The sequence below is a fragment of the Teichococcus aerofrigidensis genome, assembly GCF_054073225.1.
The window spans coordinates 37,111-60,280 of sequence record NZ_JBSXMU010000011.1; the positions used below are offsets into that span (position 1 = coordinate 37,111).

21 protein-coding genes are annotated in these 23,170 nt (G+C 70.2%); 10 read left to right on the top strand and 11 right to left on the bottom strand.

The window, feature by feature from the left end; translation table 11 throughout:
- Positions 1-51: 51 nt before the first annotated feature.
- The 3 genes from ACVMLK_RS04720 to ACVMLK_RS04730 form a co-directional block, all read right to left on the bottom strand.
- Entirely contained in the window at positions 52-1,377 is a 1,326-nt protein-coding gene (locus ACVMLK_RS04720) for a sensor histidine kinase (protein ID WP_198368153.1), read from the bottom strand.
- Complete coding sequence (locus ACVMLK_RS04725) at positions 1,374-2,144, bottom strand: response regulator transcription factor (RefSeq protein WP_198368152.1); 771 nt, start codon at positions 2,142-2,144, stop codon at positions 1,374-1,376. Before ACVMLK_RS04725 ends, ACVMLK_RS04720 begins: the two co-directional genes overlap by 4 nt.
- A gap of 162 nt (positions 2,145-2,306) precedes the next feature.
- Complete coding sequence (locus tag ACVMLK_RS04730; RefSeq protein WP_198368151.1) at positions 2,307-2,891, bottom strand: hypothetical protein; 585 nt, start codon at positions 2,889-2,891, stop codon at positions 2,307-2,309.
- 285 nt (positions 2,892-3,176) lie between these two features.
- On the opposite strand from ACVMLK_RS04730, the gene ACVMLK_RS04735 reads away from it, so the two are divergent.
- The 9 genes from ACVMLK_RS04735 (at position 3,177) to ACVMLK_RS04775 (ending at position 16,324) form a co-directional block, all read left to right on the top strand.
- The gene (locus ACVMLK_RS04735) at positions 3,177-3,593 is read left to right on the top strand and encodes a hypothetical protein (protein WP_198368150.1); all 417 of its coding nucleotides are present in this window, start codon (positions 3,177-3,179) and stop codon (positions 3,591-3,593) included.
- 85 nt (positions 3,594-3,678) lie between these two features.
- Positions 3,679-5,001 (top strand): TolC family protein, encoded by a 1,323-nt coding sequence (locus ACVMLK_RS04740; protein ID WP_198368149.1) that lies wholly within the window; start codon positions 3,679-3,681, stop codon positions 4,999-5,001.
- Positions 5,001-6,254, top strand: a complete 1,254-nt coding sequence (locus tag ACVMLK_RS04745; protein ID WP_198368148.1) for an efflux RND transporter periplasmic adaptor subunit — start codon at positions 5,001-5,003, stop codon at positions 6,252-6,254. The genes ACVMLK_RS04740 and ACVMLK_RS04745 overlap by 1 nt, the downstream gene beginning before the upstream one ends.
- 15 nt (positions 6,255-6,269) lie before the next feature.
- Positions 6,270-9,515 (top strand): efflux RND transporter permease subunit, encoded by a 3,246-nt coding sequence (locus tag ACVMLK_RS04750; protein ID WP_198368147.1) that lies wholly within the window; start codon positions 6,270-6,272, stop codon positions 9,513-9,515.
- Positions 9,516-9,583: 68 nt separating this feature from the next.
- Complete coding sequence (locus ACVMLK_RS04755; protein WP_198368146.1) at positions 9,584-9,958, top strand: hypothetical protein; 375 nt, start codon at positions 9,584-9,586, stop codon at positions 9,956-9,958.
- Positions 9,959-10,123: 165 nt separating this feature from the next.
- Positions 10,124-11,053 (top strand): cation diffusion facilitator family transporter, encoded by a 930-nt coding sequence (locus tag ACVMLK_RS04760; RefSeq protein ID WP_198368145.1) that lies wholly within the window; start codon positions 10,124-10,126, stop codon positions 11,051-11,053.
- A gap of 120 nt (positions 11,054-11,173) precedes the next feature.
- On the top strand, positions 11,174-13,765 hold the full coding sequence (locus ACVMLK_RS04765) for a heavy metal translocating P-type ATPase (RefSeq protein WP_198368144.1): 2,592 nt from the start codon (positions 11,174-11,176) through the stop codon (positions 13,763-13,765).
- A 77-nt stretch (positions 13,766-13,842) separates the two neighbouring features.
- Positions 13,843-14,769 carry a cation diffusion facilitator family transporter gene (locus tag ACVMLK_RS04770; RefSeq protein ID WP_099096365.1) on the top strand — a complete coding sequence of 309 codons (927 nt, stop codon included), beginning with the start codon at positions 13,843-13,845 and terminating at the stop codon, positions 14,767-14,769.
- Positions 14,770-15,004: 235 nt separating this feature from the next.
- The gene (locus tag ACVMLK_RS04775; protein WP_099096364.1) at positions 15,005-16,324 is read left to right on the top strand and encodes an Nramp family divalent metal transporter; all 1,320 of its coding nucleotides are present in this window, start codon (positions 15,005-15,007) and stop codon (positions 16,322-16,324) included.
- Between the two features lie 24 nt (positions 16,325-16,348).
- Here the strand turns inward: ACVMLK_RS04775 and ACVMLK_RS04780 are convergent, their stop codons facing one another.
- From ACVMLK_RS04780 to ACVMLK_RS04795, 4 genes are read right to left on the bottom strand one after another with little or no spacing between them, the layout of a single operon-like run.
- Positions 16,349-16,993 (bottom strand): DsbA family protein, encoded by a 645-nt coding sequence (locus tag ACVMLK_RS04780; RefSeq protein WP_198368143.1) that lies wholly within the window; start codon positions 16,991-16,993, stop codon positions 16,349-16,351.
- A complete protein-coding gene (locus ACVMLK_RS04785; protein ID WP_099096362.1) occupies positions 16,990-17,448 on the bottom strand; it encodes a disulfide bond formation protein B in 459 nt (152 codons plus the stop codon). The genes ACVMLK_RS04780 and ACVMLK_RS04785 overlap by 4 nt, the downstream gene beginning before the upstream one ends.
- Positions 17,449-17,470: 22 nt before the next feature.
- The gene (locus ACVMLK_RS04790) at positions 17,471-17,935 is read right to left on the bottom strand and encodes a copper chaperone PCu(A)C (RefSeq protein WP_099096361.1); all 465 of its coding nucleotides are present in this window, start codon (positions 17,933-17,935) and stop codon (positions 17,471-17,473) included.
- Positions 17,932-18,585, bottom strand: a complete 654-nt coding sequence (locus tag ACVMLK_RS04795) for an SCO family protein (RefSeq protein WP_198368142.1) — start codon at positions 18,583-18,585, stop codon at positions 17,932-17,934. The genes ACVMLK_RS04790 and ACVMLK_RS04795 overlap by 4 nt, the downstream gene beginning before the upstream one ends.
- Positions 18,586-18,816: 231 nt before the next feature.
- Here ACVMLK_RS04795 and ACVMLK_RS04800 point away from each other — a divergent pair, with 231 nt between their 5' ends.
- Positions 18,817-19,254 (top strand): MerR family transcriptional regulator, encoded by a 438-nt coding sequence (locus ACVMLK_RS04800; protein WP_198368141.1) that lies wholly within the window; start codon positions 18,817-18,819, stop codon positions 19,252-19,254.
- A gap of 58 nt (positions 19,255-19,312) precedes the next feature.
- On the opposite strand, the gene ACVMLK_RS04805 is transcribed toward ACVMLK_RS04800, so the two are convergent.
- The 4 genes from ACVMLK_RS04805 to ACVMLK_RS04820 all read right to left on the bottom strand — a co-directional run.
- Positions 19,313-20,290 (bottom strand): arsenic resistance protein, encoded by a 978-nt coding sequence (locus tag ACVMLK_RS04805; RefSeq protein WP_198368140.1) that lies wholly within the window; start codon positions 20,288-20,290, stop codon positions 19,313-19,315.
- Positions 20,291-20,392: 102 nt separating this feature from the next.
- A complete protein-coding gene (locus ACVMLK_RS04810; RefSeq protein WP_198368176.1) occupies positions 20,393-21,763 on the bottom strand; it encodes a hypothetical protein in 1,371 nt (456 codons plus the stop codon).
- Positions 21,764-22,259: 496 nt separating this feature from the next.
- Positions 22,260-22,508, bottom strand: a complete 249-nt coding sequence (locus ACVMLK_RS04815) for a hypothetical protein (RefSeq protein WP_198368139.1) — start codon at positions 22,506-22,508, stop codon at positions 22,260-22,262.
- 75 nt (positions 22,509-22,583) lie between these two features.
- Positions 22,584-23,170: cation diffusion facilitator family transporter (locus ACVMLK_RS04820; RefSeq protein WP_457485767.1), on the bottom strand; the 587-nt coding region annotated here is incomplete at its 5' end.

The window sequence follows — 23,170 nt, forward strand, 5'->3', positions numbered from 1 at the left end:
GGCTGCAGCGTCGGTTGGCAGCAATGGCGGACGATCGCCCCAGGCTAGCCGTCAGCCTCCCCGGACGCTCGGGAGGGTGAGCTTCACGACAGTCCCGATGCCCTGGACGCTCTGCATCTCCAGGCGGCCGCCATGGGTCTCGGCGATGGCCTTGGCGGTGGGCAGCCCAAGGCCGCTTCCTTCACCCGCCGCCCGCGCCTCGTCCGCCCGGAAGAACGGCTCGAAGACCCGCTCGAGATCGCCCGGCGCCACGCCCGGGCCGCTGTCGCCGACGGCCACGACGGCCTCGTCCCCGCGCCGGAGCACCTCCACCCAGGGGGAGCGCCCGTACTTGATGGCGTTGCCGAGCACGTTGCGGATCGCACGCTTCAGGGCCGTCGGTTGCGCGAGGACAGCGGAGTCCTGGTAGTCACGCTCCTCGAGGAGGGCACCCTCCTCGGCGCACTCATCGACCACCACCTGAACCAGCGAGACCAACGAAATCCTCGTCGCGGCTTCCCCGCCATCCCCGCCACGCAGATAGGCCAAGACGTCCGTCACCATCTCGGCCATCTCGCGGACGTCCTGGAGCATCCGGCCTCTGGCATGGCCGTCGGCGATGTCCTCCGCCCTGAGGCGCATGCGGGCGAGTGGCGAGAGCAGGTCGTGCGAGAGGGCGCCCAGGGCGAGCGACCGCTGCTGCAGCAGTTCCCTGGTCCGGGACGTCGCGGCCTCCAGGGCCTCGGCGACCTCCCGCACCTCGGTGGGCGAAGCCAGCCCGTCCAGCTTGAGGACACCGTCGGCAGGCAGGTTCCGCGCACGCGTGGCCAGGAGGGCCATTGGCTTGGCAACCAGACGGGAGGCGAAGGCCGCAAGCGCCAGGAGCGTCACCGCCGTCAGGATGATGGCGATGCGGAAGGCCATGTCGTCGGCGCTGAGCAGCGAGACCGCGCGGAGCCGGGCGTTCACCCACGTGCTGTCCGCCAGTTGGACGCTGATCGCGACGTCCTGGACATTCCCGGAGGTGCCGGACGCATCCAGCCTGACACGGACGGCCCGCCACTCCGGCGGGCCGGACACGATGGCCCTGAGGTCGTCGTCGAGGTCGCTGCCGTCGGGCACGGCCGTGCGGGCGGACCACTCCACCTCCATGTCGGGAGTGGAGTTGCGCCTGGCGGCGCCTGGCCGCTCGCCGGGTGGGAGCGAGGCGATCTGCCGGACCGTCGAGTAGATGCGGGACACCGCCACCTCCGCCGCGCCGCGCTCGGCGGCCCCGCGGAGGATGTAGCCGTGCAGGGCGAGGCTGACCCCGAGGAGCACGACGAGCGCCAGCGCGCCGGGCGCGAGGATCAGCAGTGCGAAGGAGTTCAGCCACCGCGGGCGTCGAGACGCCGTCACCGCCAGCTCACCGGGGCGGCGAGCATGTACCCGGCGCCCCGGAGCGTCTTGATGATCTCCTCGCCGCGCCCGCCGAGCTTGGAGCGGAGCCTGCTGATCTGCGCGTCGACCGACCGCTCGAGGCCGCCCAGCGCCCGGCCGCGCGCGATGTCGAGCAGCTGCTCGCGCGAGAGGATGCGCTGGGGGCGCTCCACGAAGGCGAGGAGCAGGTCGTACTCGCCGCTGGTGAGCTCGATCCTGCTGCCATCCGGGGCCGTCAGCTCGCGCTGCCGGGTGTCCAGCAGCCAACCCCGGAACTCCGCCCGGTCGCGCCTGGCGTCCTGCTCCTCCGGGCTCATCCGCTGGCGCCTGCGGAGCACGGCGCGGATCCTCGCCACCAGTTCCCGCGAGTCCGGCGGCTTCACGATGTAGTCGTCCGCGCCCAGTTCGAGCCCGATGACCCGGTCGTGGGCCTCGCCGAGGGCGGTCAGCAGGATGATGGGCACCGCGCTCCTCGCCCTGATCTCCCGGCAGATCTCGAAGCCGGAGATGCCGGGGAGCATGACGTCGAGGAGGAGCAGGTCGACATGGCTGCCTTCCATGATCTCCCGCATCTCGACGGCGTTCCTCGCCCCGTTGGCCCGGAACCCGCTCCGCCGGAGCATCTGGAGCAGCAGGGCGCGGAGGTCGCCATTGTCCTCGACGAGGAGGATGCTGAAGCCCTCGCCGGACAACACGGGCGGATCGTCGGTGTTCGTTATGATATAACTTGGCTCCGGGTTCTTCATTCTTCTGGCGCTTGGTCCGGTTTTACTTCGCGGTGTTTCCGGGAGCCATCACCTGCGCTGCCGCCGGAAGCAAGTTACTGTCTATTGCCGTTGGTCACAAAGAAGGAGCTGCCCGCGCCTAGTGGCGTCGAGCAGCTCCCGTCCCATCCTCAGATGCGGTGGTCAGGAGCCCGACGAACGGGTGATCACCTCGGTGGCCTGCCAGCTGGTCACGTCGGGACTCATGGTGGCGTTCAAGTGGTCCACGACGGACTTGACAGGCATTCCGCTGGCCCGGTCGATCCAGAGGGTTTCCGTAAAGGTGTAGCTTGTCCCCACGACGGAGTAGGCCCGGCGCACCTTGATGGCGTCGAAGGACCCGGCGCGCACGTCGGCCTGCTCCTGGCCCAGGATCTGCCATTTCTCGTTGACGGTGGTGCTGTTGCCGTAGCGATCGCTGCCGAAGTAGTCGATGTTGACCACGCGGCTCGGGCCGCCCTTCCATTCCGCGAAGGTCGACAGGAGCTGCTTGCCCCCGGCGTTGAAGAAGGCCGACTGCGTGCTCCAGTAGCCCAGGAAGCGCGGCTGGCGCGCCTGGTCGAGGCAGATAAGGGGGGACGCGGGGTCGGCGCCCCGATAAGTGATCGTCGGTAGGTTGGTCCGTTCGACCTTGCTGCCCGGCGCTGGGCAGCGAAGGCTGGCTTCCTGGGCCGACAGGCCGGTGGAGGCCACCATCAACGCGCCTGCCACGAGTGCGAACTTCAGCATCATAGGGATCCTTTCCAGGTGGCGGGCAGGAGCGCTGCCCGTGCCGCTGACGAAAGGCTACCGGCGGTTTTTCATGCCCCGCTGACGGAGGCGCATCGTTTTGTGACGGCGCCAGATGGCGGGTAGCCCGGGCGGCGACGCGTGGTAGATGGCGGGCGTCCCGAGGAGGAAGTTCCGGCCCGCATGCCCCCTGTCTCCGCTCCCCGCCCAAGGCCCACGCTTCGGGCGAAGCCCATCCGCCAAGCGTGGGCTTGGGCTTCAGGCAATGCGGGGCCAGGAGCGGACATGCTCGTTTGCGTGACAGGCCCGATGAAATCGACTAGTCCGGCTCCTGGCATGTGGACCAAAGGCACATCGTCGGTCGTGTCGGCGCTTCGCGCGGGGATCATCGCGATCTTCTGCGCGCTGGCAATCCTGCTCGCCGTCATGCCCGCACACGCGGCAGACGACGCGGCGGGTGGACCGATGGCCGCCATCGAGGCCGTGTTCTCCGAAGGCGTGGACGAGGAGCCCCCGGCTTGGCCGGACACGCTGCCGGGTCACGGCAGCGGCCCGTTCTGCGGCCATGTCGCGCTGCTCCGCTCGTCCGCCGTCGCCACGTGTCCACCGGCCGACGAAGCCTCCTCAAGAAGCTCCTTTGCCCCGGCGCACGCCCTCGTGCCCGGACCGTCGGAACTGCTGACCAAACCACCCCGCGCCTGAAGCCTGCCTGTCCCTGTCGGCCACGCACGGCCTCCTGAGGGAGCACCTGTGTGGGCTGCTTACGGCTCGCTTTTCAGGTGCTTCGATGACAATCAAGGTCTTCTGCTTGGCGGCGGTCCTCGCCGCCGCCCCGGTCATGGCCCGCGCGCAAAACGCTCACCCGGCCGCAGCTCCGCTCACCATCACCTCGCCCCAGCAGGCGGTCGAGGCCGCGCTCAACGTGTCCCCCGCGCTCCGGGGTGCCGGGGCCGCCCGGCAGGCCGTGCAGGCGGACGCCCTGCAGGCGCGGCTGCGCCCAAACCCGGAGCTTAACAGTTCCTTCGAGAACTTCGGCGGTTTCGGCGGCCGCAACGAGAACCGGGGCTTCACGACGCTGGAGACCACGATCGGCCTGTCCCAGCGCATCGAGCTGGGCGGCAAGCGCGGCGCCCGGATGGACTACGCGGCCCGGAACACGGCCGTGGCCGAGCTCGACTTCAACGGGGTTCGGCTGGAGGTCGCGCGCGAGGTCGTCACCGCCCTGGCGGCGGCGGAGGCCGCGAACAGGCTGGCCGAGGTTGAGCGCGGGCGCGCACGCCTCGCCGCCGAGACGCTGCGGGCCTCCCGTGGCCGGGTCGAGGCGGGCCGTGACCCGCTCCTGCAGGCCGAGCGGGCCGAAGTCGTGCGGGTCACCGCCGACATCGCCGCCGAGCGGGCTCAGCGCGAGGTCGAGATCGCCCTGGCTGACCTGGCTGTCCTCATCGGCGTGCCGCGGGTCGCACTGGCGCCGCGCCAACCCTGGTTCGAGGACATCGGGCCAGCCCCCACGCGCCCTGCGCAGGCCGGTCCCCTGGCCCGGCTGACGGCGAACCCCGAGCTGGCCCGGCTGGACGCCGCCATCGCCCAGCAGCGGTCCAACCTGAACCTGCAGCGCTCCAACGCGGTGCCCGACCTCACCGTGAACGCCGACGTGCGCCGGTTCGGCGACACGGGCGAGACCGCCTTCGTCGCGGGCGCCTCCATCCCGCTTCCCTTCTTCGACCGCAACCAGGGCGGCATCGCCCGGGCCCACGCCGAACTGACCCAGGCCGAGGCGGCGGCCGAGCGGGGGCGCAGCGCGCTCGTCGCCCAACTGGTCGCCGCGGAGGAGCGCCTGGCGCTCGCCTGGCGCACCGTGCAGAGCCTCCGCCGCACCGCCCTGCCGTCCGCCGAGCAGGCGGCCCGCTTCGCGTCGGGCGGGTTCAGCGAGGGCCGCTTCGGCTTCCTGGAAGTCCTGGACGCGCAGCGCGCCCTCTCGGACACCCGCGCCCAGTTGGTCGAGGCCTACCGCGACTTCCACACCATCCGCGCGGCCGTGCAGCGCCTGCGGGGCGAGGCGCCCGCCGCGCCGCCCCAGCCCATGAACATCCAGACCAGGAGTGCGCGTTGATGCTCCGCATGACCCTGATGGCCGGGGCCGCCCTTGGCGGGCTCGCGGTCGCCACCGTCTTCCCCTCCATCCCCGAAGCTACCCGCAACCTCGTTGGCCTGCCCGTGCCGCCCGCCGTCGGGGCGTCACCGGCGCCCGCAGAAGCCCCGAAGGGTGACGGGCACGGCCATGCCGAGGGCGGAGAGCACGCCGAAGGCGAGGAAGGTCACATCGAGATGACCGCCGAGCAGGTCGAGGCGGCCGGGATCCGCGTCGCCGCGGTTCAACCTGGCGTGCTGGTAAGCCGGGCGGCCGTGCCCGGCGTCCTGTCCGCCAGCCAGGACCGGCAGGCGCGGGTGACCGCCCGCCTCGGCGGCATCGTCTCCGAGGTGCGCAAGACCCTGGGCGACGAGGTCGCCAAGGGCGACGTGCTGGCGGTGCTCGAGAGCCGCGAGGTGGCCGACGCCAAGGGCGAGTTCCTGGCGGCCACCCGGGTCGCCGCCCTCGCCGAGACCACCCTGGCGCGGGAGGCCCGCCTCTGGCGCCAGCGCATCTCCGCTGAGCAGGAGTTCCTCCAGGCCCGCACCGCGGCCGAGGACGCCCGCATCAAGGTCGACCTTGGCCGTGCCCGGCTCGCGGCTTTCGGCCTGTCGGAGGCCGAGGTCGCGGCACTGGCCCGCCAGCCCGCCGCCACCCTGCGGCGCCTGGAGCTCCGCGCGCCCATCGCGGGCCGGGTGACGGCCCGCAACGCCGTCCTCGGCGCCGCCGTCGCCGCCGACGCGGAGGTCTTCTCGGTCGCTGACCTGTCCACCCTCTGGGTCGAGATGACCATCCCGCCGCGGGACGTCCCGATGGCCCGGCAGGGCCAGACCGTCCTCGTCACCGGCGAGGGGGACGCGCGCGCGGAAGGGAAGATCGTCTTCCTGAGTCCGGTCCTGGACCCCGAGACACGCTCGGCCCGTGCCGTGGCGGAGATCCCCAACGCCGAAGGTGCCTGGCGGGCCGGTGGCTTCGTCACGGCGCACCTCTCGACGGCCGAGCAGCCGGTGGACGTGCTCGTGCCCCGGGAGGCCGTTCAGGAGGTCGAGGGCAACAAGGTCGTCTTCGTCCGGAACGAGGAGGGCTTCGAGCTGCGCGAGGTGGCGCTCGGGCGCGAGGACGCGAACGGCTACGAGGTCGTCTTCGGGCTGGACGCCGGGACGGAGATCGCGGTCGGCAACGCCTTCTCGCTCCGGGCCGAGCTCAGCAAGTCCGAAGCCGGTCATGCGCACTGAGAAGCATCACCTGACATGATCGGACCCATCCTCGACTTCTCCGTCCGCAACCGCTGGACGGTGGTGCTGCTGGCCGTCATCGCGGCCTGCATCGGCGCGTGGTCCCTCGCGCGCCTGCCCATCGACGCCACGCCGGACATCACCAACAACCAGGCGCAGATCAACACCGTCGCGCCCTCGCTCTCGCCCTACGAGATCGAGAAGCAGGTCACCTTCCCGATCGAGACCGCGCTGGCGGGCATCCCGGGGCTGGAGAGCACGCGCTCCATCTCCCGCAACGGCTTCAGTCAGGTCACGGCGGTGTTCGCCGAGAGCACCGACATCTACTTCGCCCGCCAGCAGGTGCTGGAGCGCCTGATCGAGGCGGGAGAGGCGATGCCTGAGGGCGTGGAACCCCGTCTCGGGCCGGTCTCCACCGGCCTCGGCGAGGTGACGATGTGGACGGTGCGCTTCGCCGACCGCACGCCGGGCGACGTCAAGCCGAACGGCACGCCGGGCTGGCAGGCCGACGGCAGCTACCTGACGCCGGAGCGCGAGCGCCTGGCCACGGAGGCGGACCGGGCGACCTACCTGCGGACCGTGCAGGACTGGATCATCCGGCCCCAGATCCGCAACGTGCCCGGCATCGCGGGCGTGGACGCCATCGGCGGCTACACCAAGCAGTACGTGGTGCAGCCCGACCCCGGGCGCCTCATCGCCCTTGGCCTGAGCTTCAGCGACCTCGCGTCCGCGATCGAGCGCAACAACGTCTCGACCGGCGCGGGCTACGTGGAGCGCGGCGGCGAGGGCCTGGTGGTCCGCTCGGGCGGGCGTGTCGCCACGGTGGCGGAACTGGAGCAGGTGGTCGTCACCACCCGCGAGGGCACCCCGATCCTCCTCCGCGACGTCGCGCGGGTCTCCATCGGCCAGGCCCCGCGGACGGGCAGCGCCAGCGGCAACGGCCAGGAGATGGTGGTCGGCACCGCGCTGATGCTGATCGGCGAGAACAGCCGCACCGTGGCCGCCGCCGTCCACGCCAAGGTCGACGAGCTGAAGCGGACCCTGCCGGTCGGCATCGAGGCCACGGCCGTGCTGGACCGCGGCATCCTGGTGGACGCCACCATCAAGACCGTCGCCAAGAACCTCGGCGAGGGCGCGCTCCTCGTCGTCGTCATCCTGTTCCTGATGCTGGGAAACATCCGGGCCGCCATCATCACGGCGATGGTCATCCCCATCACCATGCTGCTGACCTCCTTCGGCATGGTGCGCGGCGGCATCTCGGCCAACCTGATGTCCCTCGGCGCCCTGGACTTCGGCCTGATCGTGGACGGCGCCGTCATCATCACCGAGAACAGCCTGCGCCACCTCTCCGAGCGCCAGCACGAGAAGGGACGCCTGCTCACCCTGGGCGAGCGCCTCGAGACGGTCGCCGACAGCGCCAAGGAGATGATCCGGCCGTCGCTCTACGGCCAGGGCATCATCATCCTCGTCTACGCCCCGCTGCTCACCTTCACGGGCGTCGAGGGCAAGATGTTCATCCCGATGGCGCTGACCGTCATCATCGCCCTGGCCTTCGCCTTCGTCCTCTCCCTGACCCTGGTCCCGGCCCTCATCGCCATCTGGATCAGCGGGCGGGTGCAGGAGAAGGACGTCGCGATCGTGCGGGGCCTCAAGCGCGTCTATGCTCCCGTGCTCGGGCGCGCGCTGCGGGCGCCGCTGCCGGTGATCGCCGTGGGCGCGCTGCTGTTCGTGGGGTCGCTGAGCCTGTTCTCGCGGCTGGGGCAGGAGTTCATCCCGCAGCTGGACGAGGGCAACCTCGCCATGCAGGCCCTGCGCATCCCGAGCACCTCGCTGCAGCAGTCCCAGGCCATGCAGTCCGTTCTGGAGCGCCGCATCTCGCGCCTGCCCGAGGTCCAGATCATCTACTCCAAGACCGGCACGGCCGAGGTGGCCTCCGACCCGATGCCGCCCAACGCCTCGGACACCTTCATCATCCTCAAGCCGCGCGACCAGTGGCCCGACCCGTCGCTGCCCAAGGCGGAGCTGGTGCGCCGCATCGAGCAGTCGGTCGCGGGCATCCCGGGCAACGCGCTCGAGTTCACCCAGCCCATCCAGATGCGCTTCAACGAGCTGCTGGCGGGCGTGCGCGGCGACCTCGCCGTGAAGGTCTTCGGCGACGAGTACGGCCCCATGCTGCAGGTGGCCGGGCAGATCTCGCAGATCCTCAACGGCACCGAGGGCGCCGCGGACGTGAAGGTGGAGCAGGCGACGGGCCTTCCCTTCCTGGAGGTCACGGTGAACCGCGCGGAGGTCGCACGCAGGGGCCTCAGCGTCGCCGACGTCCAGGCCGTGCTGGCGGCGGCGGTCGGCGGCCGGGAGTCGGGCATGGTCTACGAAGGCGACCGGCGCTTCGCCATCGTCGTCCGCCTGGGGGAAAGTCTGCGCAACAACCTCGAGGCGCTGCGGAACCTGCCGGTGCCGCTGCCGCCGGTGGCGGGCAGGCCCGCCGCCTCGGTGCCGCTGCAGCAGCTGGCGACCCTCAACGTGGTCGAGGGGCCGAACCAGATCAGCCGCGAGCAGGGGCGGCGCCGCGTGGTCATCCAGGCCAACGCCCGCGGACGCGACATCGGCTCCATCGTGGCCGAGGCGCAGGCGAAGGTGAACGAACAGGTCCAGCTGCCGCCCGGCTACACCATCACCTGGGGCGGCCAGTTCGAGAACCTCGCCAAGGCCCGCGACCGGCTGAGCGTCGTGGTGCCCGCCTGCTTCCTGCTCATCATCATCCTGCTCTTCGCGGCGCTCGGTTCGGTCCGCGACGCCCTCCTGGTCTTCAGCGGCGTGCCCCTGGCGCTGTCGGGCGGCCTGCTGGCGCTCTGGCTGCGGGACATGCCGTTCTCCGTCCCGGCGGCGGTGGGCTTCATCGCCCTCTCCGGCGTGGCGGTGCTGAACGGGCTGGTGATGGCGACCTCCATCAAGGGCCTCATGCAGCAGGGGCACCTGTCCCTGCGGGACGCGGTGTACCAGGGCGCCATGACCCGCCTGCGGCCCGTGGCCATGACGGCGCTGGTGGCGTCGCTCGGCTTCGTTCCCATGGCGCTCGCCACCGGCGCGGGCGCCGAGGTCCAGAAGCCGCTGGCCACCGTGGTCATCGGCGGCCTGATCAGCGCGACCCTGCTGACCCTGCTGGTGCTGCCCGCGCTCTACGTGCGCTTCGGCCGTGTCCAGAAGCCCGTGGCGGAGGACGCCGTCCCCGCCGGGGCGCGGCACGCCGCGGCCGAGTGAATCCGGCGGGAGGGGCGTCCCAGCCCCTCCCGGCGACAACAGTCCACCAACCAACGAGGACATCAAACGTGCGGACCATCCTTCTCGCGGCCCTGGCGGCCGCCTCCATCTCCACCGGCGCGCTGGCACAGGCGCATGGCCACAGTGACCAGGGCGCCCATGGCGGCCGCATGCAGGACGTCGTCGGCGTGCACGCCGAACTCATCGTCTCGGACCGGACCCTGACGGTCCACCTCTACGACGAGGCCGGGAAGCCGGTGCCGTCGGCGGGCTACACGGTGTCCGCGCTCGTCGGCTCCGGCCAGGCCCGCCAGGTCGTCCAGCTGGCGCCGGGGACGGACAACACCCTGGCCGGGACAGCTCCGAGCGCCCCCGCGCGAGGCGCCGCCGTGACCCTGCAGGTCAAGAACCCGGCCGGGCGCAGCGGCCAGGCGCGCTACTGAGCGTTGAATGCCGCCCCGCTCGCTTGGTGGGGCGGCTGCCTGACTTCACGGACACGTGCCTGAGTGGAAGGGAGCCGAAGGGCTTTTAAGGGTTGAACCTCCAGCGGCTGGAGGTGCCAACGACCTGCCCGGATGGACCACGGTGGGTCCTTGCTGGAGGCTTGAATGGGACAGGGTCACGACCACGGTGCGGGCAACGCCAACTCGGCGGCCTTGGCCAAGGCTTTGGGACTGACGGGCGCGTTCCTGCTCGCCGAGGTGGCGGGCGCCTACATCTTCAACAGCCTGGCTCTCCTTTCCGACGCGGCGCACATGCTGACCGACGCGCTGGCCCTTGCAGTGGCCCTCGTCGCGATCCGGGTTGGCCGTCGCCCAGCCGACCGGCGGCGCACCTGGGGCTACCATCGCTTCGAGATCCTGGCGGCCGCGTTCAACGCTTCCCTGCTGTTCCTCGTCGCCCTGTACATCCTCTACGAGGCCTACCAGCGTTTCCGCGAGCCCGCGGAGATCGGCAGCCTCGGCATGCTCGCGGTGGCCGCCTTCGGGCTGCTGGTGAACTGGATCTCCATGCGCCTGCTGGCGGGGGGCAGCGAGAGCAGCCTCAACGTCAAGGGCGCCTACCTCGAGGTCTGGAGCGACCTCCTTGGCTCCGTCGCGGTCATCATCGGCGCCGCTGTCATCTGGGCCACCGGCTGGACCTGGGTGGACCCCGTGCTCGGCATCGCCATCGCCTTCTGGGTGCTCCCGCGGACCTGGACCCTCCTGTCGGAAGCCATCGACGTCCTGCTGGAGAGCGTCCCGCGCGGCATCGACATCGACGCCGTCGAGCAGGCCATCAGTAAGACGGCCGGGGTCCGCGGCATTCATGACCTCCACATCTGGGCACTCACCAGCGGCAAGGTGGCCCTTTCGGCGCACATCGTTGTCGACGCCGCGCTGTCCAGGGAGGAGAGGCTGGAGGACGTGCTGGGAGCCATGCTCGCGGAGCGGTTCGGCATCACCCACGCGACCATCCAGACCGAGTTGGCGGGCGCCCATGGTGGTGTGACCGAAGACCTGTGGGGAAAGTCCGAAGCTGGGCATGCGCATGGATAGCTCCTCCCATGGCTGTCGCCGCCACACGCCAGCGGAAGTTTCCCGTGAACCTGATTCACCCCCTTGAACCTCCAGTGACTGGAGGTCGTATCTAGGGGACCATCAGCAGGAGATTGCTCGATGGACGGCACGCGCAGCGGCGGAGGTACCCCGGGACAGCCGGTGACATGGCGGGTGGAAGGCATGGATTGCGCTTCCTGTGTCGCCAAGGTCGAGAAAGCTGTCGGCCGTCTCCCGGGCGTCACCAACATCAAGGTCAACCTGATGGCCGAGCGGCTCGGCGCCACGCTGGCGCCCGGTGGCGCGACGCCCGAGGCCGTCGAGAAGCAGATCGGCGCCCTGGGCTACAAGGTCACCCGCCTTGAGGCCCTGGCCGCCTCGCCGCCGCTGTCCTGGCGGGTGGAGGGCATGGACTGCGCCTCCTGTGTCGCCAAGGTGGAGAAGGCCGTCGGCCGCCTTCCCGGGGTGTCCGACGTCTCGGTGAACCTGATGGCCGAGCGGCTGACCCTGCGCCTCGCGCCGGGCACGACGGATGCCGTGGCCGTGGAGAAGCAGATCGGGGCACTCGGTTACAAGGCCCAGGCCCTCGCGCCTCAGGAAGCCCCGGGCGCGCCGCCTGCCTCGGCAGTTGACCACGACCATGGCCACTGCCGCGGGCACGACCATGGCCATCATGACCATGGCCACGATCATGACCATGATCACGGCCATGCCGGGCACGGACATGCCCAAGCCAAGCCTGCCGGTGCCCAGCCACACGCCGCCCATGACCATGGCCATGCCCATGGCGCCGCGTTCGGCCACTCGCATGCCGACCACGAGGACCCCGCCGACGCGACCAAGCCCTGGTACGCGACGGGCAAGGCGCGCCTGGTCTGGCTGCTGGGCGCCCTCGTCATTGGGGCCTACGCGCTGTCGCTGGTGCTGCCCCGCAACCTGACCTATCCGCTCTTCCTGATCGCGACGCTGGTCGCCCTGGTACCGTTCGGGCGGCGCGCCTTCAACTTGGCGCGGGCGGGTTCGCCCTTTTCCATCGAGACCCTGATGGTCACCGCCGCCGCGGGCGCCGCCGTCATCGGCGCGGCGGAGGAGGCGGCGGTCGTTGTCCTGCTCTTCGCCCTGGGCGAGCTGCTGGAGAACGTGGCGGCCGGGCGCGCCCGGGCGGGCATCAAGGCGCTGGCGAACCTCATGCCCCGCACGGCCCTGCGCCTGCGCGCGGACGGTTCGACCGAACAGGTGCCGTCCGACCGCCTGTCGGTCGGTGATCTCGTGCTGGTCCGCCCCGGCGACCGCGTGCCCGGCGACGGCACCATCGAGGAAGGGCAGTCCGCCCTGGACGAGAGCCCGGTCACCGGCGAGAGCGTGCCGGTGACGCGCGGCCCCGGGGACGCGATTGTGGCCGGTTCCATCAACGCCGACGGCGCGCTCCGCATCCGGGTGAGCCGCGCGGCCACGGACAACACCATCGCCCGCATCATCCGCATGGTGGAGGAGGCCACCGCCTCCCGCGCGCCGACGCAGCGCTTCATCGAGCGGTTCTCGACCTACTGGACCCCGGGCGCGATGGTGGTGTCCGCGTTGGTCATCCTCCTGCCGCCCTTCCTGCTCGGCTGGGACTGGTGGACCAGCGTTTATCGCGGCCTGGCGGTGCTGCTGATCGCCTGCCCCTGCGCCCTCGTCATCTCCGTCCCCGCCGCCCTCGCCTCCGGCCTGTCGGCCGGTGCCCGGCGCGGCCTGCTGATCAAGGGCGGCGCGGCGCTGGAGGCGATCGGGGCGGCCCGGATAGTGGCCTTCGACAAGACCGGCACGCTGACAGCGGGCCATCCGAAGGTGACCGACGTGCTTCCGGTGGCAGGAACATCGGCCTGGGATCTCCTGGCCTATGCCGCGGCCGTGGAGCAGGGGTCCTCGCATCCCCTGGCCAAGGCCGTCCTGGCCGAGGCCAGTGAGCGTGGCATTGCGACTCCCCAGGCTTCCGACCAGGGAGCCGTGCCCGGCAAGGCGGTCACCGCCACGGTGGGCGGGCGGAAGGTCAGCATCGGCAGCCCGCGCCACGCGGCGGAGCTGGGCGCCAACATGGGTGCTCTCGCCGAACAGGTTTCCAAGCTGGAGACCGAGGGGAAGACCGCCGTCGTGGTGGTCGTGGACGGCGCCGCGGCGGGTGTCCTGGCCTTGCGCGACGAGCCGCGTGCGGATGCCGCCGCGGGCGTGGCCGCTCTGTCGAAGCTGGGCATCCGCTCTGTCATGCTGACCGGCGACAATGCCCGGACCGGCGCCGCCATCGCAGGTGGCCTTGGCCTGGATGTGAAGGCCGAACTGCTGCCCGAGGACAAGCTGCGCGAGATCGGCGCGCTCCGCGAAGCCGGTTCCGTGGTCATGGTGGGGGACGGCATCAACGACGCCCCGGCGCTGGCGGCCGCCTCGGTCGGCGTCGCCATGGGCGGCGGCACCGACGTGGCGCTGGAGACGGCCGACGCGGCGGTGCTGAAGGACCGCGTCTCCGGCATCGCCGAACTCGTCGGCCTGTCGCGTTCCACCATGACCAACGTGAAGACCAACGTGGCCATCGCCGTCGGCCTCAAGGCCGTGTTCCTCGTGACGACGCTCATCGGCGTGACCGGCCTCTGGCCCGCCATCATGGCGGACACCGGCGCGACGGTGTTGGTCACCCTCAACGCGCTCCGGCTGCTGGCCTGGAAGCCCGGGGTGTAGCCCTGATGCGTGGAACCCGGGTGCCGGATGCCCGAAGGCGAGTTCCGCCGCAAGCAACCTGAACCCAGGAGCCGGTCATGGCCCACCACCATCATCACGGCGGCACGGAAGCCAAGGATTCGCCTGGACGCGGCAGGCGTCTTCTCGTCGCGCTGGCTTTGAACCTCGGGATCACGGCGGCCGAGGTGGTCGGGGGCGTCATCTCCGGATCGCTGGCGATGCTCGCCGACGCTGCCCACAACTTCTCGGACGCAGGCTCCGTGCTCGTGTCCTACGTCGCATGGCGCATCTCCCGGCGCGACGTGGATCGGAGGCGGACCTTCGGGTACGGGCGCTCGGAGACGGTCGGCGCGCTCATCAACCTGACGACGCTCTTCGTCATCGGCTTTTACCTGCTCTACGAGGCGGCAGACCGCTTCATGAATCCGGCGGAGGTCGCCGGGAAGACGATGCTGATCGTGGGCCTCATCGCCCTGGTGGAGGACGCCGCCTCCGCCTGGGTGCTGCGGAAGGACATCGGCAGCCTGAACGTCAAGAGCACCTACCTGCACATGATCGCGGATGCCCTGGCGACCGTGGGTCTCATCGTGGGCGCCCTGGCCATCATGGTTTGGGGAGAGCGCGTCCAGTGGGTCGACCCGGCCATCACCGCGGCGATCTCGGTCTACATCTTCATCCACGCGTGGCACGAGATCCGGGAGGCGGTTGCGGTGCTGATGAACAGTGCTCCCCGGGACTTCGACTACGAAGCCGTTCTGGCCGAGTTGAGGGCGGCGCCGGGCGTGCGGGACGTTCACCACATCCACGTCTGGCAGCCGGAGGAGGGCAAGGTGGCACTGGAAGCGCACCTCGCCGTGGAGGACCTGCCCTTGGGGGAGGTGACCGACATCAAGGAGCGCCTCAAGGCGAAGCTACGCGACCGCTTCGAGATCGGGCACGCGACCCTCGAGTTCGAACTGGCGGGGCGTTTCCGCCATGGACGGCAGCTTCTCGGGGACCCCTGAGGCAGGGAAAGAAAGCTCCCGGCACCGAGCACCGGCTGCCCAGTGGGCGAGTCCCGGATTTCAGCGCGGGGCGACCAAGCGCCGGTGCGAACCTGCCGATGGATGCCCTCACGGCCGTCGGGGACCGCGCGGATTGCGCTTGAGATGCCTCTACTAATGATTGTAGCCTTGGGTTCACTCTGGGCCTCTGGCGGGAGCCGGTGGCAGGCGAGCACCCACTTGGCAGGCGTCGTCCATGACGGTTCCCCTGATTCCTTCCAGGCCTGAAAGCCTTCCCGAGGTCCATCGCTCCGTCCGGGTGCCGAACGCCGGAGGGTTCCTCCGCAAGCTGCTGGCCTTCGTCGGGCCCGGCTACCTGGTGGCGGTCGGCTACATGGATCCGGGTAACTGGGCGACGGCCTTGGCTGGCGGCTCGGCCTTCGGGTACACGCTGCTCTCCATCGCCCTGCTCTCGTCCCTGATGGCGATCCTCCTGCAGGCGCTCTGCGCCCGCGTCGGGATTGCGACGGGCCGCGACCTGGCGCAGCTGTGCCGCGAGCGTTTTCCGGCTCCCGTCGCCTATCCGCTCTGGCTCCTGGCGGAACTCGCGATCTGCGCGACGGATCTCGCGGAACTCATTGGCACCGCCATCGCCCTGCAGCTGCTGTTCGGCATTCCGCTGCTCTTCGGCGTGATGCTGACGGCCCTGGACGCCTTCCTGATCCTGTGGCTCCAGAACAAGGGCATCCGCTGGCTGGAGGCCCTGATCTTCGGCTTCATCGCCCTGATCTTCGGTTGCTTCGCCATCCAGATCGCCTTGGCGGATCCGGACTGGGGCGCCGTGCTGCGCGGCTACATCCCGGCCGCCTCCATCGTCATGAACGAGACGCAGCTCTACATCGCCATGGGCATCCTCGGCGCCACCGTCATGCCGCACAACCTGTACCTGCACACGGCGCTGGTGCAGTCGCGGGACTACGGCAGGGACCTGGATGGCAAGCGGGAGGCCATCCGCTTCTCCAGCATCGACAGCACCGTGGCGCTGAGCCTGGCCCTGCTGGTGAACTCGGCCATCCTGATCACCGCGTCGGCGGTGTTCAACACCGCCGGGAGGACGGAAGTCGCCGAGATCCAGGAAGCCTACCAGTTGCTCTCGCCGCTGGTCGGAACCGGCGCGGCGGCAACGCTGTTCGCGGTCGCGCTGCTGCTGTGCGGCATCAACGCCACCGTCACGGCGACCTTGTCCGGCCAGATCGTGATGGAGGGCTTCCTCCGCTTCCGCCTGCCGCCGGTGCTGCGGCGCCTGATCACCCGCCTGGTGGCCATCATACCGGCCGTCCTGGTCACCTGGTTCTACGGCACGAGCGGCACGGCGCAGCTCCTGATCCTGAGCCAGGTGATCCTGTCGCTCCAGCTGCCCTTCGCCGTGGTGCCGCTGATGCTGTTCGCCGGGGACAAGGGGCGATTGGGAACCCTGACGGCGCCCCGCTGGCAACTGGCGCTCGGCTGGGCCAGCGCGGCGCTCATCATCGGCCTGAACGCCAAGGTGATCCTCGACCTCATCATCCAAGAATGAGGTCGCGCCGTCCGGGCGCGGCCTTCAGCGCGGGGCGTCCAGCTCGCTCAGGATGAGTTCGTAGAGCTGGCGCGGACCGAAGGAGAGCAGCGGCCGCGTGTTCACGAAGAAGGTCGGCGTCTGCCGCACCTGCAGGGACTGCAGGTCCGCCGTGTCGGCCTGCAGCACGCGGTCGACCTGCGGCTGCCGTCCGTCCTTCCTGGCCCGCTCGATGTCCAGCCCGGCAACCCCCGCGATCCGCCAGGCGGCCGCGAGGTTCGGCGCGCCGTGGGCCGCCCACTCCGGCTGCCGGGCGAAGAGGGCGTCCAGCACCTGCTCGAAGCGACCCTGCAGCCGGGCCGCCTCGAGGATGCGGACGGCCTCGTCCGACCCCTGGTGGAACGGCGCGTAGCGCAGCACCAGCCGGACGTCCTCCGGGTGGCGGGCCAGGATCTGCCCGAGGATCGGGTGGAACGCGCGGCAGGCCTCGCAGGACGGATCGAAGAACTCGACGAGGGTCACTCGCGCGTCGGACTTGCCGATGACGGGCGAGTGCGGCCGCACGTAGGTGTCGTCCTGGCCGGTTACCGCCGGGCCAGCGAGTTCGCCGTGCGGGTACAGCCAGTATCCGAAGCCGAAGGCCGCGAGGGCCACGGCGCCGGTGCCAAGGGTGAGGACGCGCCGGTTCATGCCTTGCGCCCTCCCCGGGCGAGCAGTGTCAGCAGGATCAGCAGGGTGGTGAAGGCGAGGAACGAGAGCATGGGCAGCGGCGCCCAGCCCAGCAGCAGCATGCCTTCGCCGGAGCAGGACGGACCCGACGCGGCGCAGGGCTGTATGGCTTCCGGCACCACGCCGTAGAACATCAGCGTGTGCCACCCTGCGATCAGCCAGCCGACCAGCGCCAACGGCAGGGCGTAGCGCCAGGCGCCCGTGTCGGAGCGGTAGCAGGCCACGGCCAGCAGCACGGCGAGCGGGAACATGAAGGCGCGCTGATGCCAGCAGAGGGAGCACGGCGCCTGGCCCATGACCTCGCCGATGAACAGGGCGCCTAGGCTGGCGGCGAGCGCCACGGCCCAGGCCGCGAAGAGGATGGACCAAGCCTTGGCGTCGGCGCGGCCCTGTGTGGTCGACGTCACGGCGCTCATGGGCGCGTCCCCTTCTCCGTCATCAGTGTGCGGCTCCATGACCGGCCGCCGGTTCCCGCATCGCCACCTGCACCGGGACGGCAAAGGTCGCACCGTTCTCAAAGTTCAAGGTCAGGGTGAAGCCCTGCCCAGCTTTGAGGTCGGCGGCTGGCTTGATCAGCATCAGGTGCAGGCCGCTCGGCTCGAAGCGGATCACGCCACCCGGGGGCACGACCACGCCGCCCGGCCGTGCGCGCATCCTGGCCACCCTGCCTTCCACGACACTCTCGTGGATCTCGACCCTCTCGGCGACGGGCGTGCTGCCGCCGAGGAGGCGGACGGGTTGGCTGCCTCCGTTGCGGAGGCTGAGGTAGACGACCGCGGTGCCGATGCGCGCCAGCGCCGGTCGGGACCACGCGTTCTCGGCGAACAACCCGGGCTGCGCCTGCGCGGACGCCCCGCTCGCCACCATGCAAGGCAAGGCGGCCACGAAAGTACGGCGCTTCACGACGAGCGGTCCTCCGCCTTGGCGGCGCCGAGCGCCGCGCTGCCTAGGGCCAGCCGGATTTTGGCGACCGCCGTCGGCACGGGTTCGTGGGTGTCCAGGAAGCCGCGCAGCGTATCGTCCGCACCGACCAAGTAGATGGAGGCGGTGTGCTCCATGACGTAGGAATCCCCGCCCGTGGGAACCTTGTTGTAATATGAGCGGAACGCCTTTGCGGCCTGCGCCACCTCCGCCTCGGTGCCGGTCAGACCGATGAGGGTGGGATGGAAGTTGGTCACGTAGCTGGCCAGCAACTCCGGGGAGTCGCGCCCGGCGTCGACGCTGATGAACAGGGGCCGCACCGCCGCGGCCTCCTGCGGCGCCAAGCCATCCAAGACCTCCGCGATGTAGCCGAGGCCGGTCGGGCAGACGTCCGGGCAATGGGTGAAGCCGAAGAACACCAACCGCACCCGCCCGGCGTAGGTCGCGTCGGTGACGCGCTGGCCCGTATGGTCGACCAGCGCGAAGGGCGACCCGATGGGCTGCTGCATGCCGCTGGATCGCGGCGCGGAAGCCCTCTTGGAGCGCAGCATCCACTCGGACAGGCCCCACCCGAGCGCGCTCCCAGCCGGGACGCCAACGCCAAGGGCGAGCAGCAGGGTCCTGCGGTTCATCCTTGTCTCCTTTCTCAAGTCAGTCGTGGCCTGGAAATGGTCATCTGGCTGGAGTGGCGCCGCGGCGCCCGCGATGAAGCCGGTTCCCGGAACAGGCCGGGGGCACCTTCCCGATGCGCAGTGTCCGCTGTCAGCCATGGCTCCGCCATTCTTTACGCAGGGGCATAGCCGCTTGCGGCTACGGCCCAAGGCTCCCTAGATGCACCCTGTAGCCACTACAGGGTCAACGCCATGATTGCCGAACAGTCATTTAACATCGGCACGCTTGCCCGGGCCACCGGCACAAAGGTCGAGACCGTCCGCTGGTACGAGAAGGTCGGCCTGCTGCCCAAACCCGGTCGGAGCGCCGGAAACTACCGGACCTACGGGGAAGCCCATCTCGGGCGCCTGAGCTTCATCAGGCGGGCACGGGAACTCGGCTTCTCGCTGGAGCAGATTCGTGCCCTGCTCGGACTCGTCGGGCAGCCCGACCTGCCATGCGGCGCCGTGGACGCGATCGCCCGGGAGCATCTGGCGGAGGTCGAGCGGAAGATTGCGGACCTTCAGGCGCTTCGCCGCGAACTGGACTCCCTCATCAGCCAGTGCGGCTGCGGCACCGTGTCGGAATGCCGGATCGTCGAAGCCCTGGCGCCCACCCCTGAGGCACTCGGCGCGGCAGCCGGGCTCTAGCCATGCATGCGCGCCGCATCCAGGCGCCACCGGCCCGGATCGGTGACCACACCCCCAGCTATTCGGCGGCGGCGGCAGGCTTGGCAGACACCAGCGTCGGCACCCAGCGGATGTAGACCAGCATGGCGACGAGCTCTACGAGCGTCTGCGTCACCACCGCGGCAGGCAGCAGGGCGCCAGCCTCCGGAACGGCGAAGGCCAGCGGCAGCACAACCAGGGAGTTGCGGGTGCCACCGCTGAAGGTGACGGCCCGCCCCGCGCCCGCCTCAAGGCCCACGAACCTGGCCACCAGGCTGCCCACGACCGGCATGGCCACGGCGAACGCGGCGTAGACCGGCACCAGCATCGCGACGGACCTTGCCTGCGCCGCCACGTCCGGCGCGACCGCCGCGATGACCACCAGCAGCACCATGGCCATCAGAGGCACTGGCAGCCATCCCATGGCGTCGACGACCGTCTTCCCGGCACCGGACCGTGCCGCCCAGGCCTGAGTCGCCGCCGACAGGGCCAGCGGGACGGCGATGAGCCAGACGAATGCCTCGATGAACGGGCCGGGCTGCATCATCGCCATGGCGCGCTCGCCGACGAACAGGCCGAGATAGACGGGCAGCAGCAGCATCTGCGCCACCAGCAGCACGGGGGTCGCCGCCACGATCAGCCGGGGATCGCCGCGGCCGAGGTGGGTGAACACGACCACGTAGTCGATGCAGGGCGCCAGCAGCACCATCAGGACGCCCAGGCGAAGCACCCATTCCTCGCTGGGTAGGAAGGAGGCCAGGACGAATGCCACCAGGGGCGCGGCGACGAAGTTCACGGCCAGCAGCGTTAGCAAGAACCGCCCGTTGGCCAGGCTCTTCCGGAGGTCCGCCAGGGGCACCTGGAGGAAGGTTACGTAGAGCAAGGCCGCGAGGGCCGGGTTGATGACCGCGCCCCAGGCTTCCCCAGGGGCGGCAACGGCCATGAGCGCGCCCGCGACGACCGCGGCGAAGTAGATGGCGACCTGGTTCTCCTCCAATCCGGTGCGGGTGACGGCCAAGCTGTCGGCTCCTTCGTGATGAGTGGGCAACCCCTGACCCAATGCCATTCACCTGCGGCTTGGGCAGGACCAATCCGCACCGCTCGGGGAGGAGATCTCCTGTCAGCGCGGCTGGAGGCGCAGGATGGTGTCGCTGTCGGCTTCTAGCACCCCGGCCGACTTGTCCACGGAGTACAAAGTGCCGCGCGGCCCCAGCAGGACGTGGTTGGCCAGCGGCGCCGGACCGAGGTTGGCCAGGATCTTGCCGTCCGCGTCCACCACGGTAACGGTGCCCGCCCCGCGGCTGGCCACGTAGCCGTGGCGTCGCGCCGGGTCGAATACGACGTTCAGCGCCCCGGCGCCCACAGGGGTGTCAGCCACCACCCTGCCGCTCTCGCCGTCCAACACCACCAGGTTGTCGCTGTCCTGCGACGCGACGTAGATGCGCCCGGTTTGCGGGTCGTGGGAAACACCGATGGCGCCACGCGCGCCGGGCACCGGCAGCACCTTCTCCACCGCGTTGGTGCGGGTGTTGATCACCGCCACCTCGTTGGTGACTTGGCTGACGACGTAGAGCCGGTTCGCGGCGGCATCCAGCGACAGGCTGGCGGCGGAGAAAGTGCCGCCGCGGACCCGGGACACGATCTCGATGCGCGCGGCGACCTCGTTGCTGCGGGTGTCGAACACCACCACTTCCGGCGCGAGCATGGCGCTGGCGAAGGCCTTGTTGAGCCGCGGATCGACCAGCACGTCGCGCGCGTGGCTCACCGTGCCGGGCGGGAACTGCTTCACCAGCGACAGGTCGGACTGGCGGTACACCGCCACGGTGTCCTGCCGCGTGTTGGTGACCCAGACCGTGTCGTTGCCGTCATCCACGCCTATGCCGTAGACGGCGTAGACGCCCGCATCCGCCGGGCCGCCAGGCCGCGCCGGGGCAGCCTGCGGCGTGATGCGCGCCAGCACCTCCAACGTCTCAGGGTTCAGCTTCAGCAGTTCCGACTGCTTCACCGGCGGGCGACCGATGGCGGAGGTGACGAACAGCGCATTGTTCTTGGCGCTGTAGGCGGACTGGTAGAGGCCGCGCGCCACCTTGGCTTCCCGCGTCACGTAGCCGTTCTGGCCAGACAGCGGGATGCTGGGCGACACCTTCAAGGGCGCCAGCGCCGCGCTGTAGGGGCCCTGCGCCACCACCACGATCGGGTGGCTGCCCACGGCGGCGTCGGCTGGGACCATGATCCGGCCCGCGATCTTGCCGTCCTTGTCCGCTTCCAGCGTGCCGTTGGGCAGTGCCGCCGTGCCATAGAGCAGCGCCACCTTCTGGCCTGGGCGGAAGCCCTGGCCGGACACGGCAACCTCGCTCCCGGGAAGGATGGGCTTGCCGCGCTCGGTGGCGGCGAAGCGTACCTGCGCGTTGGCCGCAGCGTCCACTGCGCCGAAGGAGGACTGCGCCAGCGCGTCACCCGTGGCCAGAAGCAGCGAACCGGCGGCCAACATGCCGATGGTGGCGAGGCGAGAGTGCGTGCGGAGGCGTCGCAATGGTGCGGTGTCCTGCTGGTCGGGGTGGGCGAGGAGGTTGGTCAGGCTGACGTGAGAGCGCGTGGGACCGCCGCGTGCCAGGGGCCTAAGCTACGGCTTGCCTCCCTTGGAGGGACTTCGGCCGCGGTCGACCCGACAATCCTGGCGGGATGGAGTACGGCGTCGGGCACAGTGAGGCGTTGGTTCACGGCAGCACATGATAATCATTCGCATATCGCACTAAGATTAAGCAACTGCAACCGTTCCACTGGCCCACCACCCGGTGTCAGTGGCTCCCCCTGGGCGCCTCGACATCCTCGCGAAGGCTCCGGGCGGGCCTCAACGTGGGAGCGGCGCCCTTCAACGCGGCGGCCGAGGCAGGCCGACCGGCGGTCTGGGCCGCCGGTCGACTTGGCCAGGGCCGACTTCCCAAATCCGGTACAGGTCGGCCGCCGACAAGGGTCTTCCGTTGATGCTAGTGGCTACCCTCTGGGGCGCCTGGCTGGGCTGGCGGAGTCGGCATTCCTGCCCGCTCCTCAAGCTGGCGCAGGTGAGTCTCCAAAGAGGCCATCCGCTGCATCATCGGGCAGCCCATCATCATGCCGCCCTGCTGCCCCTGCTGCATCGGCATCATTCCGCCCTGGGTCTGGCTGCCCTGGGCAGAGGCGTCTGCCACGGCCAGAATTCCAGCCAGGGCGGCAATGGATACGACGAACTTCCGCATCGTTGACCTCCTCATGGTTGCCCGCAACGAAGACGCACTTCCCACATGGGAGGGTTTCGCTGCGGGAGAACGTCGTCAATCACGCGCCACCCTCAGGTCCGCCCGCGCGTCGCGAATGATCGACCAAGCCGACTGGAGGAACAGCCCGGCGATGACGAATGCCACGGCGAGATCGGGCCATGCTGTTTCGGTCCACCAGACGAGGCCCGCCGCGACCAGCACGGCAGCATTGCCGATGGCGTCGTTGCGGCTGAACAGCCAGACGGCCCGGACATTGGCGTCGCCCTCCCGATGCGGGATGAGCACCGCCGCGGAGGCGACGTTGACCACCAGCGCGACGGCGCCGAACAGGCCCATCAGCTCGGCCTCGGGCTGGTTCAGCACCAGCACCCGGTAGCCCGTGGTGGCGAGCACGCCCAGGCCGAGCACGGCGAGGAACAGTCCCTGGATGAGGGCAGAGCGGGCGCGCCAGGCGAGGCTCCAGCCGATGGCCAGCAGGCCGAGGAAGCTGATCAGGCCGTCACCCAGGAAGTCGAGAGCGTCCGCCTTCAGCGCCTGGCTGCCGGAGACGAAGCCGCCGACCATCTCCACGAGGCCATAGCCGACGTTGAGGCCGACCACGATCCAGAGCGCCCGGCGGTAGGCGGGCGTGATGTGGGCGA